We start from the raw sequence: 15,467 nt of genomic DNA, 5'->3' as shown, positions 1-15,467 counted from the left end.
GGGGTGATTTTGAATGCTTACACAACTTCCAACGACCTTGCAGAACCTTCATCTGCCGTTAAGGCTGAAGCTCTGGGACGGCCATCAGATGGACCTGGGGCCTGCGCCCAGCGTCACGATAGTGGTCAAGGACCCGCAACTGGTCTCCGATTTCAACCACCCCAGCCTGGGCTTGCTCGGCAGTGCCTTCGTAGAGGGGCGGCTGGAGCTGGAAGGTTCGATCAGCGAAGTTGTCCGGGTTTGCGATGAACTGACTCATGCCCTTGTGGATGATGACGACAGCACCGACAACCCGATCCGCGTCCAGCATGACAAGGACACTGACGCCGCGTCGATTGCCTACCATTACGACGTATCCAACGACTTCTACCAGCTCTGGCTCGACAAAGAGATGGTCTACTCCTGCGCGTACTTCAAGACCGGTGACGAATCGCTCGAGCAGGCGCAGCAGGATAAATTCCACCACCTGTGCCGCAAGTTACGGCTCAAGCCAGGTGAGTATCTGCTGGACGTGGGGTGCGGCTGGGGCGGACTGGCGCGGTTTGCCGCTCGCGAATATGGCGCGAAGGTTTTCGGCATCACGCTCAGCGAGCAACAACTGACGCTGGCCCGTCAACGAGTGCAGGCCGAGGGCTTGCAGGACAAGGTCGACCTGCAACTGCTCGACTACCGCGACCTGCCGCAGGATGCGCGCTTCGACAAGGTGGTCAGCGTCGGTATGTTCGAGCACGTAGGGCACGCTAACTTGCCGTTGTATGCGCAATGCCTGTTCGGTGCGGTGAAGGAGGGCGGCCTGGTCATGAATCACGGGATCACCGCGCGGCATACTGATGGGCGTCCTGTCGGGCGCGGTGCCGGGGAGTTCATCGACCGCTATGTATTCCCCAACGGCGAGCTGCCGCACATGGCCATGATCAGCGCCCATATCAGTGAAGCCGGGCTGGAAATAGTCGACGTGGAAAGCCTGCGCCCGCACTACGCCAGAACGCTGGAACACTGGAGCGCGCGGCTTGAATCAAGGCTCGGCGAAGCCGCCCGTATCGTGCCCGAACATACCCTGCGCATCTGGCGTCTGTACCTGGCGGGCTGCGCCTATGGATTCGCCAAGGGCTGGATCAACCTGCACCAGATACTCGCCGTGAAGCCCTTTGCCGATGGCAAGACCGGGTTGCCGCTGACGCGGGAGGATATTTATAGATGAGCTTTAGTTACGAACACCGAGGCCGGGATACTCTGAGAGTCTTAAGTGTCTTGAGCACGCAAGGCGGCGTTCGTGCTCGGCAGGCCGATTAGCAGAGGGTTACGATGCGCTCGAATATGTCTTTCATGGGGCCATAGTTCACGTTGACGCCATCAATATTGGCCCTTACCCATTCCTCCTGACTGACGGTTGCCCAATCGAGCTCATAGCCTGCAGACAAGGCAAGGTGCTCAAAGAGAATGCGCTGAACCCTGCCGTTGCCTTCGCGGAAGGGGTGAATCATATTGAGTTCACAGTAATACTCTGCCAAGCCTCCGCAAAAAGCGTCTTTGTCCAATGCGCCCAGCCAGTTTTTCTTCTGAAGACTGGCAAAAATTTTAGCCGCCTCCACCTCAATTCGTGCGCAGGTACAAAAGCGAGTTCCACCTTTTGAAATATCGACACTTCTGATGTTTCCGGCCCACTCATAGAGGTCGGAAAAGAGTAGGTGATGCAGCTGTTTTAAATTGTCGAGACTGTAAGGAGGTGCGACGTACTGGACGCGATTAACGGTAATGGCAGTGATGTCTCGCTCTGCTGCTTCAAGGTCATCCATGTCTTGAATGTTCAGCTTGTTTTTCAGTACCGATGAGCCGGGATAGCAATAGTGGTCATGAGAAGCATCGTATCTGTCCATTGATCATCTTCTGTGCTTGGCCAGTATCATCTCCAAAGACGTTTTCTCGTCGGTGAAGGGTATGTGGATTCCTTCCAGTTTCGAACTGTTTATGAAATTTCTGTGTTTCTTCTCTTCAAAGCGCTTACGCGGGTCAACAACCGTACGACCGAGAACATACAGTGAGCATGTTTGTATCAGCCGGTCGAGCTCTGCTTGATTGTGTGCCGTTATTTGAAAACCCAGGCTTTTTGAGAGTTTGCGTTTGGCTTCTCTGAAGGTGTTTTCATGGGCGGCCATGTGGACGGAGCTCTTACTCGCCAAGAGCGCGGTTTTCAGAACATTCAGTTTCGAGAATAACGCTACCCAGCCATTGACCCCGAGCTTCAACATCAGCTGAGTTTCGATGCATCTCTTCACTTCAATAAATGTTCCGAGCTTTTGCAGGTCGTCTATTCGATCAGCCTGTAACACCTGCTGCAGCGACGCCTTCATTTTGAGCCTCGTAAAATCCATTGATGCGCGTGGTTATCAAAATTCTAGTGAAAATTCATTGGTTATCCAATGCTTGAGGTGCAACAAGTAGTACACCTGAATCTTCAAAGAATCGGTGAAATCAGCCGCGCCACGCGCATACCCAGTTGATGCAGGCGCCGCGTTTCGTGGCTTTCCTGCACGGATATTTCACGGGCAAGGTTGAAGTCGGCAGTGAGCATGGATTCCACCTGGCTGGAGAAGTCGCTGTCGACCGTCAGTAGCATCAGTTCGAAGTTGAGACGGAACGAGCGGTTGTCGAGGTTTGCGCTGCCTATGGCAGTGATGTCGTTGTCGACCAGCACGACCTTCTGGTGCAGGAAGCCTGGTTCGTAACGGAATACCCGCACGCCGGCACGCACGGCATCGAAGGCGTACAGGCTGGAGGCGGCATAGACCACATAATGATCAGGCCGTGAGGGCAGCAGCAGGCGCACATCCACCCCGCGCAGTACCGCCAGGGTCAGCGCAGCGGTCACGGCTTCGTCAGGTATGAAGTAAGGGCTGGTGATCCATACGCGCTCTTCGGCAGCGTGGATGGCTTCGACGAAGAACAGCGAGCAGGTTTCCTGCGCATCGGCCGGGCCACTGGTCAGCAGCTGGCAGAGCACACCATCCTCGGGAAACTCATCGGGCAGGCTCAATGGTGGCAGCTCGCGGGTGGCCCAGAACCAGTCTTCGGCGAACGACTCCTGCAGGCAGGCGACCACCGGGCCGATGACTTCTACATGGGTGTCGCGCCAGGGAGCCAGCGGCGGCTTCAGCCCCATGTATTCGTCACCCACGTTATGCCCGCCCATGTAGCCTTTCAGGCCATCGACGACGACGATCTTGCGGTGGTTGCGGAAGTTGATCTGAAAGCGATTCAACCAGCCGCCACGTGTGGCAAAGGCTTTTATCTGCACGCCACCGTCGCGCAATTTGTCGATGTAGGCCCCCGGCAGTGCGTGGCTACCGATCCGGTCATAAAGGACAAAGATGCCTACGCCCTCGGCGGCTTTTTCCAGCAGCAGTGTTTGCAGTTGGCGACCGAGGTTGTCGTCATGAATGATGAAGAACTGAATCAGGATTGTCTTTTTCGCCTCACGGATGGCTTTGAAGATCGCTCCGAAGGTTTCCTCACCATTAATCAATAACCTGACTTTGTTGTTGGCCAGTGCAGGCATGTTTCCCAACTTGGGCATGGCGCGCAACGCTGCATAGGCATCCGAGCGACGTGCTGCCACAGCTTCCTCGATCCACGGCCGCCAGTTGAGGCTGCCAATCGCAATGCGCATTTCCTGGTTGGCCTGGCGACGCGCCTTGATGTACGCGTCGAACGAGCTTCTGCCGAACACCAGATAAGGCAGCAGGGTGAAATACGGAATGAACAGCAGCGGCATCGCCCAGGCAATCGCACCTTGAGAGGTACGCACCGTCAGCAGCGCGTGAATAGCGGCGCATGTGCCCAGCAAATGAATGAAGCCGAGGACATAACCGAAAAAGTACGGGTCGTGATAATCCATGTGGAACAATGCTCCTCGTCTTTGCTGCCTAACAGACCACAGCTGAACGGGAATGTCGCTATTTTATTACCCATGCAACTGGGCGACGCCTGTGCCGTCTAAGGCTTATCTTCCGGCTGGATGATTCCGGCCCCGTTTACATCTGCAATCGCCCATCAGGAATCTTGAAATGAATAAACGCATATTGGCCTGGATGTTTTGCTTGGCTACCCCCCTGGCTCAAGCGCAGATGCTGCAACCCGGCTTGTGGGAACTGACGTCGAGCAATATGAAGGTGGACGGACAGCAATTGCCGGACATGCAATTGATGCTGGGGCAATTGCAGAATCTGCCGCCTGAGCAGCGCGCCATGATGGAACAGATGATGAAGAAGCAGGGCGTGTCGCTCGGCGGCAAGGGCGTGAGAGCCTGCCTGACACAGGCTCAGGTACAGTCTGACAACATCCCGCTGACTGATCCGGCTTCCGGGTGCACGCAAAAAATCACCGCGCGAAATGGCAAGACCTGGAACTTTCAGTTTAGCTGCCCGAAAGCTCAGGGCACCGGGCAGGCGCAGTTCCTTAGTGATCGTGAGTTCACCACAAATGTGGTGGGTACTTTCAATGCCACTGGTCAGCAACAGAATGGCAGCATGGACACTCGCGCTGTATGGCTGGGGCCACAGTGCGGCAATGTCGCCCCGCGTACCTGATCAAATTCAGAGGGTTATGTTCCACGTGGAACACTCTGTCTGAAGGCGGTGATTTTTTGTCACGTTGGCGGGGCGCCAGATGACGGAATCTTCATGAAGGGCTTCATGTTTCGTCCGTAACTGCATGTTATATTGTTACTAATGATGTGGATGAACCCTTCGTGAGCCGGGATGCTCAATTTGCTCTTTGAGATGTTCCATGCACCGACGCCAAGTGTTGCTCAACATGCTGCTGGCCAGCGCGGCCCTGACGTTGCCGTTGGGTGCGTATGCCACACAGATTCGTAACGCCCGCCTGTGGCGTACCAACGACAAGCTGCGACTGGTCCTCGACCTGAGCGGCCCGGTGCAATACAAAACCTTCACGCTTACCGCCCCCGACCGCCTGATCATCGATGTCAGCGGTTCGCGGCTCACCGGCGACTTCAGCCAGCTGGCGCTGGACCGTACCGTTATCAAGTCCATTCGCTCCGGGCACTACGGCCAGGGTGACGACACGCGCATCGTGCTGGACCTGACCGCGCCAGTGCAACTCAATAGTTTTCTGCTCGGCCCGGAAGGTGGGCAGGGACACCGGTTGGTGCTGGACATGAGTTCCACGGCCCATGCGCCCGTGCAGATGGCTGAGCTGCCGCCACCGGTGCCCGTCCCGATCCAGACCAACAAGGCGCACACCGGACGCGACATCATGGTGGTGGTCGATGCCGGTCATGGCGGCAAGGACCCGGGCGCTGTAGGTTCTCGGGGTGAACGCGAAAAAGATGTGGTGCTTTCCATCGCGCAGTTGCTGGCCAAACGCCTGAAGCGCGAGAAGGGTTTCGACGTGCGTCTGGTGCGCAACGATGACTTCTTCGTACCACTGCGCAAGCGCGTCGAGTTCGCGCACAAGTCCAACGCCGACATGTTCATCTCCGTACATGCCGACGCAGCGCCTCGTCTGACGGCCTCTGGTGCTTCGGTGTTTGCCCTTTCCGAAGGCGGTGCAACCTCGGCAACGGCGCGTTTCATGGCTCAGCGAGAAAACGGTGCCGATTTGTTGGGTGCCTCGTCGCTGCTCAACCTCAAGGACAAGGACCCGATGCTCGCCGGGGTGATTCTCGACATGTCGATGAACGCTACCATTGCAGCCAGCCTGCAACTGGGCCACACCGTTCTCGGCAGTCTGGAAGGCATTACCACGTTGCATCAGAAGCGTGTCGAGCAGGCCGGGTTCGCCGTGCTCAAGTCACCGGACGTACCGTCGATTCTGGTCGAAACCGGGTTTATCTCCAACAGTCGAGACAGTCAGCGCCTGGTCACAGCGCGCCATCAGCAGGCCGTTGCAGACGGCTTGTTCGATGGCCTGCAGCGCTATTTCCAGCGCAACCCGCCAGTGGATTCGCACATGGCCTGGCTGCAAGCGCAGAAGCAGGAACAGCAGGTCTGAGCAGGTCAACGGCAGCCGTTCAGCCGGCTGCAGGTGATCTTGCTACGCGTACCGCTTGAGCTGGACACCCGCGTGATTGTTGTCCAGCCCACGCGCTGGACAGTGCCTACCCAGGCTTCGCCATTGGAAGCCAGCCCGGTAAAAAACGTCAGCTGACCATAGCGACTGTTGGTCTGCGTCCAGCGGCGCTTATCGAGTACCTCGTAACCCTTCAACCAGGTCGTCGATCCGGCTGTGGTCACGCTGTAGCTATTGCCTTGGGCATCGCTGCACGCCAGCACCGTCGCGCTACGCGTACAGGTGGCGAGGTCGGCAGAAGGCCTGGGTGGTGCTGCCATCAAGTGCGCGCTGATCAACATCGCCACCAAACCTGTTGAAACCCGTCTCATGAAGATCCCTTCACCAACGCCGTAGCTATTATGTGTTGTTATACTATAACATCTCAGTGTGATTAGAGTCGGCTGCCTGAGGGATTCGTTGCAGCCGACATGAACAAGGTTCAAGCCTTGCAGCTGCCTGGAGAATCCTGATGGCAAATCTTCTACCCGTTACCGTTCTGTCCGGTTTTCTAGGGGCCGGTAAAAGCACTTTACTCAATTATGTGCTGCGCAATCGTGAAAACCTGCGGGTTGCCGTAATAGTCAACGATATGAGTGAGATCAATATCGACGGCAGCGAAGTTCAGCGCGATGTCAGCCTGAACCGTGCCGAAGAAAAGCTGATCGAGATGAGCAATGGCTGCATCTGCTGCACCTTGCGCGAGGACTTGCTCGAAGAGGTCAGTCGTCTTGCTCAGGACGGTCGTTTTGACTATTTATTGATCGAATCCACTGGAATCTCCGAACCACTGCCAGTGGCCGAGACCTTCACTTTTCGTGACGAAGCTGGCAAAAGCCTGATGGATCTGGCGCGTCTGGACACCATGGTCACCGTCGTCGATGGCGTGAATTTTCTGCTCGACTACGAAGCGGCGGACGGCTTGTCCACACGCGGTGAAAGCCTGGGTGAAGACGATGACCGCTCGATTACCGACCTGCTGATCGAGCAGATCGAATTTGCCGACGTCATCCTGCTCAGCAAGATCGACCTGATCAGCTCCAGTGAGCGTGAAGAGCTGATGGCGATCCTGAAGCGCCTCAACCCCGAAGCCGAGATTGTGCCGATGGTGATGGGCCAGGTGCCGTTGGCGACGATTCTCAACACCGGGCGTTTTGACTTCCAGCGCGCGTCTCAGGCACCGGGCTGGCTCAAGGAAATGCGCGGCGAACACACGCCGGAAACCGAAGAGTACGGCATAGCATCAACTGCCTATCGTGCCCGGCGCCCGTTCCATCCGGAGCGTTTTTTCAATTTCATCAATCGCCCGTGGACCAATGGCAAACTGCTGCGCTCCAAAGGCTTCTTCTGGCTGGCCAGCAAATACAAGGATGCAGGTAGCTGGTCGCAGGCGGGCGGCTTGATGCGCCACGGTTTTGCCGGACGCTGGTGGCGCTTCGTGAACCGTGAAAGCTGGCCAGAGGACAGAGAAAGCGTCAAATCCATTCTGGAGAACTGGTCGACTGAAACCGGTGACTGCCGTCAGGAACTGGTGTTCATCGGTCAGAACATTGATTTTGCCCTGCTGACAGCCGAACTGGACAAATGCCTGCTCACTGATACCGAGATGGCGGCGGGTGTCGAGCGCTGGCGCACGCTGGCCGATCCTTTTGGCGACTGGTACGAAGAAGAGGTGGCTGCCTGATGCTGGCCTATCGTTTGAATGACAAGAACGCCGTTCGTCAGGCACACGGCGGCACGCCTGAGGTATTGAGCGAGATCCTCCAGGATGACGTCAACCTTGCGGTCTGGCAGCGTCAGCTGCCTGCGCACATCGAAGATTTCGGTGCCTTGTTGCTGTCGATGGGCGAGCCCCTTGCCGAGTCCATGCCCCTGCAAGTAAGGGGGGGTGAAGTCGAGCCTGACCTGACCACGCTGGCTCGGGGATATTCCGATTTGCAGGGATATCAGGGTTTCATTGCCGACGTTTCCTGGCTGGTCAGCGCTTATGCCTGTCTGTTGGGTGCCGAGTGCGTTGGCCTGCGCCTGCGGGTGCTCGATAAAGCCATGTGCCCGCGTTTCCATGTCGATCATGTGCCGGTGCGCCTCATCACCACTTACGGCGGGGTGGGCAGCCAGTGGCTGCATGAAGACGTCATGGACCGCAAACAACTCGGTCGCCTCGATGCCGAGCCCACCAATGCCGCCGACATCCAGCAGATCAACAGCGGGGAAGTGGCGTTGCTCAAGGGTGAACGCTGGCACGGTAACGAAGGCTTCGGTTTGATCCATCGCTCGCCGCAACTGCTGCGTAACGAGCGCAGGTTGATTCTGACGCTGGACTGGCTGGACTGAAGTTCTATTCAGGCGTTACCCATTGCCCCTTGCTCTGGCCTTCACAGAAGGGCTTGAGGTACAGCGCGTCACGGGCGACCCCGTAATAGTGAATGTGCTCGCGATACGGCAGATTGGCGACCTGCGCATTGCGGCAGACACCGAAGGCACCTGCCGGGCACTGTTGCGAGTAGGTCGTTTCGGTCTTCTGCCCGGCCAGTTGTGGCTTGCAGAAGCTGTCGTGGAACAGGTCTGCCGGGATATTGATATTTTCCTGGCAGACTTTCACATCCAGTCTTTCGGCCTGGCTGTGGACCAGACACGCCTCGGCCCACGCCGTACCCGAACTCACCGCCAGCAGCGTCAGGGCCAGGCGGACGGGCAGCCACATCACTTGCATCATTACCCTTCCTTGCTCTTCAATGACCCACGCATTCGTCAAAAGTGATCCCATGCTGCAAAACATACCGACGCATGTCATCGGTGGCCCGCTGGGCGCCGGCAAGACCAGCCTGATCAAACGCCTGCTGGCGCAGAAACCCGCCCATGAACGCTGGGCCGTGTTAATCAATGAGTTCGGACAGATCGGTCTGGATGCCGCCCTGCTGACCACGGATGCCGATGGTATCGCACTTGGCGAAGTGGCTGGCGGCTGCCTGTGTTGCGTCAATGGCGTGCCGTTCCAGATCGGTCTGGGGCGGTTGTTGCGCAAGGCCCGGCCTGATCGTCTGCTGATCGAGCCTTCGGGGTTGGGTCATCCTGCGCAACTCATGGCGCAATTGCGCGAGGCGCCCTGGCGCGGCGTCCTGAATGTTCAGCCCGGCGTGGTGGTGCTGGACGCGCAAGCAATGCTCGCCGGACAACCGTTGCCGAGCACTCAACAGGAAGCACTGGCGGATGCAGGGCTTGTGGTCATGAACAAGTCCGAGCAACTGGATGAAGTCTCTCGCCGGGCATTGGCCGAACAGTTGCTGCCGCACGCCTTGATCTGGACCCGATACGGGGAGCTGCACCGGAGCCAGATACCGGGGTTCAACGCCGCTGCCGTTGTGGATAAACAGGCTGTGGATAAGTTGATGCTGCCCAACAGCGTTGGCCAGTTGCCTGCGCTATGGGTCGACCCGAAGGTACCGATCTGCCTGATTCAGGCCAGTGCTGAAAGCTGGAGCATCGGCTGGCGCTGGCATCCGTCGCAGCGCTTCGACCTGCAGCGCATTCTGTACTGGCTGGAAAGCATTGAGTGGCGGCGCGCGAAGATGGTTATCCACAGCGAAGGCGGCTGGTATTCCGGGAATGTAGTCGACGGTGCTCCGCTGGCCTGGCAAATCAGCGAATGGCGTCAGGATTCACGCCTGGAATTGATCTTCTCTACACCGCAGGATGTGGATAAGTTGCAGGCGCAGATGGTGGAGTGTCTGGCGTGATGCGCCGCTTGCTCGCGAAGGCGACCCTTCAAACGCCCTCTTTTCGGGGGCTTTGACGCCCTCTTCGCGAGCAAGCTCGCTCCCACAACGATTTGCATTTAACCAGCCGCTACTGCTTCCATTTCTGATGCGATTGACGCCACTCGCTCATTTGAATAATTTCAGCGCTGGGTGGTGGCGTCTTGATTTCAAACGGGTAGGGTGCCAGTTCGATTTGCGCAGTGTGCGCGCCGAACATGGTGATCGTGCCAGGGTGACGCTGCTCGCCGGTCACGGTGAACTCGAAGCCATACACGCGGGCCAGGCGCTTGCGACCCTGAGCGTCGAGGGCAAAGGTCAGGCGGCGCAGGGCAACGGCGTCGTCCAGCAGTTGCAGCTCAAGGCGTGCACAATGCTGCTTGACGCGCGCCAGCGCTTTCTCTCGCAGACCATGGGCGTGCCACCACCAGGCCGCAGCACTTGCGAACAGCATCAGCACGAAGATGTTTCCCAGGGTCAGCATGACGGAGTGCTCCAGCGTAGGAGTTACCAGCTTAACTGCCCTGAGTGATTTACAGCCATACTGCGCAACTTATATTTCTCATTATTGCATTTGCATCGTGTTCAGGATTCCGCCCCCAATGAAACGTACGCCTCACTTGCTCGCTATCCAGTCCCATGTGGTATTCGGCCACGCCGGCAACAGCGCAGCGGTGTTCCCGATGCAGCGTATCGGGGTCAATGTCTGGCCGCTCAATACGGTTCAGTTTTCCAACCACACGCAATACAAGCAGTGGACAGGCGAAGTGCTGGCCCCGCAGCAGATTCCCGCACTGATCGAGGGGATAGCCGCCATCGGCGAGCTGGGCAACTGTGATGCCGTGCTGTCCGGGTATCTGGGCAGTGCGGCGCAGGGCAGGGCTATCCTGACTGGCGTGGCGCGCATCAAGGCTGCCAATCCGAAGGCGCTGTACCTGTGCGACCCGGTGATGGGCCATCCTGAAAAAGGCTGCATCGTTGCGCCTGAAGTCAGCGACTTCCTGCTGGAGGAGGCTGCGGCCATGGCAGATTTCATGTGTCCCAATCAGTTGGAGCTGGACAGCTTCTCAGGCCGCAAGCCCGAATCGCTGGCCGACTGCCTGGCGATGGCGCGGGCCTTGCTGGCGCGGGGTCCCAAAGCGGTTGTCGTCAAACACCTTGATTACCCCGGCAAGGCTGCCGACGGCTTTGAAATGCTGTTGGTGACCGCCGAGGCAAGCTGGCACCTGCGTCGCCCGCTATTGGCATTTCCACGTCAGCCGGTCGGTGTGGGGGATCTGACGTCCGGGTTGTTTCTGTCACGCATTTTATTGGGCGACGATCTGGTCGCAGCGTTCGAATTCACCGCAGCGGCAGTCCACGAAGTGTTGCTGGAAACGCAGGCTTGCGGCAGTTACGAGCTGGAACTGGTGCGCGCCCAGGATCGCATCGCGCACCCACGGGTGAAGTTCGACGCTGTGCGTCTGTAACCTTCAGATGTAACCGAGGGCTCAGCATCCATGTCTGAGCCTGTCCCTTACAAGGCTTCTTCCTTGATGTCCTGATAACGCTTTTCCAGTTCCTGACGAATCTGGCGGCGTTGTTGCGCCTGAATGAAACGACGCTTGCCTTCCGGGGTTTCCGGTTCCAAAGGCGGTACGCTGGCGGGTTTGCGATTGTCGTCCACGGCAACCATGGTGAAGAAGCAACTGTTGGAATGGCGTACCGAGCGCTCGCGGATGTTTTCGGTGACCACCTTGATGCCCACCTCCATGGACGTGTTGCCGGTGTAATTGACCGAGGCGAGAAAGGTCACCAGTTCGCCGACATGCACCGGCTCGCGAAAAATCACCTGGTCCACCGACAGCGTTACCACATAGCGTCCGGCGTAGCGGCTGGCACACGCGTAGGCCACTTCGTCCAGGTACTTGAGCAACGTACCGCCGTGTACATTGCCAGAGAAGTTGGCCATGTCCGGGGTCATCAATACAGTCATCGACAGCTGGGCGTTTCCGGGTTCCATAGCGTACTCACACGGTCAAGGTGTTCAAGGGGCGCCTATGCTGGCGCTCAATGGGGCTTGCGACAGTTATCGGGACGCTGGCCAGCAGGCGGCCGTCACGCGTCATAACTATCTGTTTCCATATATTGCACCGGCTTTATGTCGAAGGGGGCGGTGTTAACCTGCAAAAACCCGTGGATCGGGAATTTTCCTACGCTTTCATCCGATTTTGATGGCGCAATTACCCGCCGACGCCGTTGCAAGAACAGCGCCAGCGGTTTTGGGAGTCATCACCCACAAGGAGCCGTACCCCCATGCATGCCATCAATTTCATTCAGGATCTGGCAGTAATCATGCTGGTGGCCGGCGTGGTGACTATCCTTTTTCACCGTCTCAGGCAGCCAGTGGTGCTCGGTTATATCGTGGCGGGCTTCATTATCGGTCCGCATACACCACCGGTCAGCCTGATTCACGATGAGGACACCATCAAGATTCTGGCCGAGCTGGGAGTGATTTTCCTGATGTTCTGCCTGGGGCTGGAATTCAGCCTGCGCAAGTTGTTCAAGGTCGGCGCGACGGCGTTCATCGCGGCTTTCCTGGAAATTGCCCTGATGATCTGGATCGGCTACGAGATCGGCCAGTTCTTTGGCTGGAAAACCATGGACTCGCTGTTTCTCGGCGCGATTCTGGCGATCTCTTCCACCACCATCATCGTCAAGGCGCTCAACGACCTGAAGATGAAGAACCAGCATTTTGCCCAGTTGATCTTCGGTGTGCTGATCGTCGAAGACATTCTCGGCATCGGCATTATTGCGCTGTTGTCCGGCATCGCAGTCAGCGGCTCCGTCAGTTCGGGGGAAGTGTTTTCCACGGTCGGCAAACTGTCGCTGTTCATGATCGTAGCGCTGGTGATCGGGATTCTGCTGGTGCCCCGTTTGCTGTCTTATGTCGCCAGGTTCGAAAGCAATGAAATGCTGTTGATTACCGTGCTGGGCCTGTGTTTCGGCTTCTGCCTGCTGGTGGTCAAGCTGGAATACAGCATGGTGCTGGGCGCGTTCCTGATCGGCGCTATCATGGCCGAGTCGCGTGAGCTGCTGAAAATCGAGCGATTGATAGAACCGGTTCGCGACATGTTCAGCGCAATCTTTTTTGTCGCCATCGGTTTGATGATCGACCCGAAAATCCTGCTGGAATATGCCTGGCCGATTGCAGTCATCACTGTCGCTGTGGTGCTGGGCAAAATGCTGTCTTGCGGCCTTGGGGCGTTTATCGCCGGCAATGACGGTCGCACCTCATTGCGCGTGGGGATGGGGCTGTCACAAATTGGCGAGTTCTCCTTCATCATCGCGGCGCTGGGCATGACCCTGCAGGTCACCAGCGACTTTCTCTACCCGGTGGCAGTGGCGGTATCAGCCATTACTACTTTGCTGACGCCCTATCTGATTCGCGGTGCTGATCCGCTGTCACTCAAGCTGGCGTCGATCATGCCCCGGCGGGTGGCGCGGGTGTTCGGCATGTACGGTGAATGGCTGCGCAGCATTCAGCCGCAAGGGCAAAGTGCAGTGCTTGCCGGAATGATCCGGAGGATTCTGCTACAGGTCGGGGTCAATCTGGCGCTGGTAATGGCGATTTTCTTCAGCGGTGGCTACTTTGCCGAGCGTCTTGGCGGATACATGGACGAATGGGTGGCCGATGTCAGTCACCAGAAAGCCTGGATCTGCGGCGCGGCGTTGCTGCTGTCGCTGCCGTTTCTGATTGCGGCGTATCGCAAGCTCAAGGCGCTGTCGATGCTGCTGGCGGAGATGGGCGTCAAACCCGAGATGGCGGGCCGACATACCGTGCGGGTGCGCAAGGTCGTGGCGGAAGTGATTCCGCTGTTGTCGCTGGTGGTGATTTTCGTGATGTTGGCAGCATTGTCGGCAAGCATTCTGCCTGCCAACGAATTGCTGCTGGTCATCGCCCTGATTGCCGCTCTGGTTGCGGCACTGCTCTGGCGCTGGCTGATCCGCGTGCATACGCGGATGCAGATCGCGCTGCTGGAGACGCTGGGCAATAATCAGGAATCGTCCGGGCATTGAGCCCGGCGATTACCTTACAGTCTTTACCAAACGGGGTGTCTCAGCTTTCCAGCCAGACATCCCGAGCCCAGTGCCAGACTGACTCCCAGCTTTCCTCGGTGACCAGTTCCTCTTCGGCGGACCACAGCACTACCGTGCCGTCTTCTTCGACGCAGTAGTAGTCGTCGCCGTCCTGGCAGATCGGAATCAGCTCGCGCGGCACGCCCAGATCCCAGGCCGTGGCGGCCACGTCCGGCAAATAGGTGTGCGACTGCGGATCGGTCACGGTGACGGGCTCAAGGCTGCCGTACACCACATCGCTGACCGTCAGGAGAAACTCTTTGAAGACGAACGGAATATTGATGAACAGCTGTTCTTCAATTTCGACCAGTTGGTCTTCGTCTGGCAGCTCAAGCGGAACCGGGACCGGTTCGTTTGCTTCACGCAGTTGTTCGATGACTTCTTCCACGACACAGATCCTCTCACTTGATGGCGCGGGTTATACAGTAGCGTAAAGCCTTTCTCAAAATAACTATCCGAACGGATAAGCAAAAACCCCGGACATGTCCGGGGTTCTGAACGCGAGAAAGGAATCTGGTTCAACCGTTCTGGCGAATTCCTGCTACCAGCCACGGCTGGTTATCACCCTGTGGGCGCTCCATATTCCAGCTTTCGCTGAACACTTCGCCCTGGTCGAAGCGCGACGACTTGGACACGCCCGAGAAGGTCAGGGTAGCGATGGTCTTGTCGGCGCGATCATCCACACCGTCCAGTTGAACCTGGAGGTTGTCGATGTAGGTCGACTGAAAGCCATCGCCCAGGTCCGCACGTTCCTTTTTCAGGAACTGCAGCATTTGCGGGGTAACGAACTCGGCGATCTTGTCCATTTCGTTGGCGTCCCAGTGCTGCTGCAGCGACTGGAAGTGGCCACGAGCGGCTTCCAGAAAGCGCTCTTCGTTGAACCAGGCCGGGGCGTTGATCACTGGCGCAGCGGAGGCCGGTGAGGAACTGCCGAAGATCGGGTTCTGCACAGGCTGGCTGCTTTCACGCTGGTACGGTGCACCGGCAGCGGCCATTTTCGGCTGTTGCTGCTGACGACGACGCGCAATGAAGCGGAAGATCAGGAAGGCGATGAGACCCATGATCAGGATGTCGAACAGTTGCAGGCCGTTGAAGCCGTCACCCATGAACATCGACGCGAGCAGGCCACCGGCAGCGATACCGGCCAATGGGCCCAGCCAGCGCGACGCACCGCTTGCCGCAGGCGCAGGACGGCCAGCAGCGTTAGGTGCAGCCGCCGGAGTGGAAGGTGCGGTCTGGCGTGCCTGATGCGTAGGCGCCGAGCCCATGCTCTTGCCGCCACCGAAACGCGCGGCGTTCACATCCAGGCTCATGGTGAGCCCGATGCACAGCGCCATCGCGATGCTTAAAAAACGTTGCATAAGGGTATTCCCGTTTTGTGATTGCACGCGCGCCATGTTGCACAGCAGATGACTACATGACCAGCGCGTTAGTGTTTCGGACTTTTACATAAATAGCGTAGGACTTTTCAGCGCGCTTCGTAAGACTTTTGATTAGCCCCACGCACCGAGGTTATACACAGGT

At 57.7% G+C, this 15,467-nt stretch carries 17 protein-coding genes; 8 read left to right on the top strand and 9 right to left on the bottom strand.

All coding sequences use genetic code 11. The annotated features are described in order from the left end of the window. The first annotated feature begins 13 nt into the window (after positions 1 to 13). Positions 14 to 1,201, top strand: coding sequence for a C17 cyclopropane fatty acid synthase CfaB (cfaB, locus tag RYA97_RS24040; RefSeq protein ID WP_005781418.1), 1,188 nt, complete (start codon positions 14 to 16; stop codon positions 1,199 to 1,201). Positions 1,202 to 1,289: 88 nt separating this feature from the next. On the opposite strand, the gene RYA97_RS24035 is transcribed toward cfaB, so the two are convergent. The 3 genes from RYA97_RS24035 to cls form a co-directional block, all read right to left on the bottom strand. Beyond that, on the bottom strand, positions 1,290 to 1,877 hold the full coding sequence (locus RYA97_RS24035; protein WP_005756965.1) for a putative adenosine monophosphate-protein transferase Fic: 588 nt from the start codon (positions 1,875 to 1,877) through the stop codon (positions 1,290 to 1,292). Positions 1,878 to 1,880: 3 nt separating this feature from the next. Further along, the gene (locus tag RYA97_RS24030; RefSeq protein ID WP_039847491.1) at positions 1,881 to 2,351 is read right to left on the bottom strand and encodes a YhfG family protein; all 471 of its coding nucleotides are present in this window, start codon (positions 2,349 to 2,351) and stop codon (positions 1,881 to 1,883) included. Between the two features lie 104 nt (positions 2,352 to 2,455). Beyond that, entirely contained in the window at positions 2,456 to 3,895 is a 1,440-nt protein-coding gene (gene cls, locus RYA97_RS24025; RefSeq protein ID WP_005781422.1) for a cardiolipin synthase, read from the bottom strand. A 169-nt stretch (positions 3,896 to 4,064) separates the two neighbouring features. Here cls and RYA97_RS24020 point away from each other — a divergent pair, with 169 nt between their 5' ends. Beyond that, entirely contained in the window at positions 4,065 to 4,586 is a 522-nt protein-coding gene (locus tag RYA97_RS24020) for a DUF3617 domain-containing protein (RefSeq protein WP_002555930.1), read from the top strand. A 199-nt stretch (positions 4,587 to 4,785) separates the two neighbouring features. Further along, positions 4,786 to 6,012 (top strand): N-acetylmuramoyl-L-alanine amidase, encoded by a 1,227-nt coding sequence (locus RYA97_RS24015; protein WP_004666611.1) that lies wholly within the window; start codon positions 4,786 to 4,788, stop codon positions 6,010 to 6,012. Positions 6,013 to 6,017: 5 nt separating this feature from the next. On the opposite strand, the gene RYA97_RS24010 is transcribed toward RYA97_RS24015, so the two are convergent. After that, positions 6,018 to 6,401 carry a hypothetical protein gene (locus RYA97_RS24010; RefSeq protein ID WP_016982157.1) on the bottom strand — a complete coding sequence of 128 codons (384 nt, stop codon included), beginning with the start codon at positions 6,399 to 6,401 and terminating at the stop codon, positions 6,018 to 6,020. A 140-nt stretch (positions 6,402 to 6,541) separates the two neighbouring features. Between RYA97_RS24010 and zigA the strand changes: the two genes are divergently transcribed. Both zigA and RYA97_RS24000 read left to right on the top strand, forming a co-directional pair. Next, positions 6,542 to 7,753 carry a zinc metallochaperone GTPase ZigA gene (zigA, locus tag RYA97_RS24005; RefSeq protein WP_005781428.1) on the top strand — a complete coding sequence of 404 codons (1,212 nt, stop codon included), beginning with the start codon at positions 6,542 to 6,544 and terminating at the stop codon, positions 7,751 to 7,753. Then, a complete protein-coding gene (locus tag RYA97_RS24000) occupies positions 7,753 to 8,403 on the top strand; it encodes a DUF1826 domain-containing protein (protein ID WP_002555926.1) in 651 nt (216 codons plus the stop codon). Before zigA ends, RYA97_RS24000 begins: the two co-directional genes overlap by 1 nt. 4 nt (positions 8,404 to 8,407) lie before the next feature. On the opposite strand, the gene RYA97_RS23995 is transcribed toward RYA97_RS24000, so the two are convergent. Next, a complete protein-coding gene (locus RYA97_RS23995) occupies positions 8,408 to 8,782 on the bottom strand; it encodes a hypothetical protein (RefSeq protein ID WP_004667160.1) in 375 nt (124 codons plus the stop codon). A 52-nt stretch (positions 8,783 to 8,834) separates the two neighbouring features. Here RYA97_RS23995 and RYA97_RS23990 point away from each other — a divergent pair, with 52 nt between their 5' ends. Then, complete coding sequence (locus RYA97_RS23990) at positions 8,835 to 9,806, top strand: CobW family GTP-binding protein (protein WP_117139763.1); 972 nt, start codon at positions 8,835 to 8,837, stop codon at positions 9,804 to 9,806. A 109-nt stretch (positions 9,807 to 9,915) separates the two neighbouring features. On the opposite strand, the gene RYA97_RS23985 is transcribed toward RYA97_RS23990, so the two are convergent. Further along, the gene (locus tag RYA97_RS23985; protein ID WP_004659125.1) at positions 9,916 to 10,308 is read right to left on the bottom strand and encodes a DUF3301 domain-containing protein; all 393 of its coding nucleotides are present in this window, start codon (positions 10,306 to 10,308) and stop codon (positions 9,916 to 9,918) included. Between the two features lie 118 nt (positions 10,309 to 10,426). On the opposite strand from RYA97_RS23985, the gene pdxY reads away from it, so the two are divergent. Beyond that, positions 10,427 to 11,293 carry a pyridoxal kinase PdxY gene (gene pdxY / locus RYA97_RS23980; protein ID WP_005781432.1) on the top strand — a complete coding sequence of 289 codons (867 nt, stop codon included), beginning with the start codon at positions 10,427 to 10,429 and terminating at the stop codon, positions 11,291 to 11,293. A 47-nt stretch (positions 11,294 to 11,340) separates the two neighbouring features. Here pdxY and RYA97_RS23975 read toward each other — a convergent pair whose 3' ends face one another. Continuing rightward, positions 11,341 to 11,826: an acyl-CoA thioesterase gene (locus tag RYA97_RS23975; RefSeq protein ID WP_002555921.1), complete on the bottom strand. Its 486-nt coding sequence runs from the start codon at positions 11,824 to 11,826 to the stop codon at positions 11,341 to 11,343. Between the two features lie 293 nt (positions 11,827 to 12,119). On the opposite strand from RYA97_RS23975, the gene RYA97_RS23970 reads away from it, so the two are divergent. Beyond that, entirely contained in the window at positions 12,120 to 13,883 is a 1,764-nt protein-coding gene (locus tag RYA97_RS23970) for a cation:proton antiporter (RefSeq protein WP_011169911.1), read from the top strand. A 40-nt stretch (positions 13,884 to 13,923) separates the two neighbouring features. On the opposite strand, the gene RYA97_RS23965 is transcribed toward RYA97_RS23970, so the two are convergent. Both RYA97_RS23965 and RYA97_RS23960 read right to left on the bottom strand, forming a co-directional pair. Then, on the bottom strand, positions 13,924 to 14,331 hold the full coding sequence (locus tag RYA97_RS23965) for an SMI1/KNR4 family protein (RefSeq protein ID WP_004659120.1): 408 nt from the start codon (positions 14,329 to 14,331) through the stop codon (positions 13,924 to 13,926). Positions 14,332 to 14,461: 130 nt separating this feature from the next. Continuing rightward, complete coding sequence (locus RYA97_RS23960) at positions 14,462 to 15,304, bottom strand: Tim44 domain-containing protein (RefSeq protein ID WP_054077402.1); 843 nt, start codon at positions 15,302 to 15,304, stop codon at positions 14,462 to 14,464. Between the last annotated feature and the right edge of the window lie 163 nt (positions 15,305 to 15,467).

Origin of the sequence: Pseudomonas syringae group sp. 26L6 (assembly GCF_032587815.1) — a bacterium.
Lineage (GTDB): Bacteria > Pseudomonadota > Gammaproteobacteria > Pseudomonadales > Pseudomonadaceae > Aquipseudomonas > Aquipseudomonas amygdali.
The sequence above is the reverse complement of the archived record's forward strand: the minus strand, read 5'-3'. Positions and strand labels throughout refer to the sequence as shown.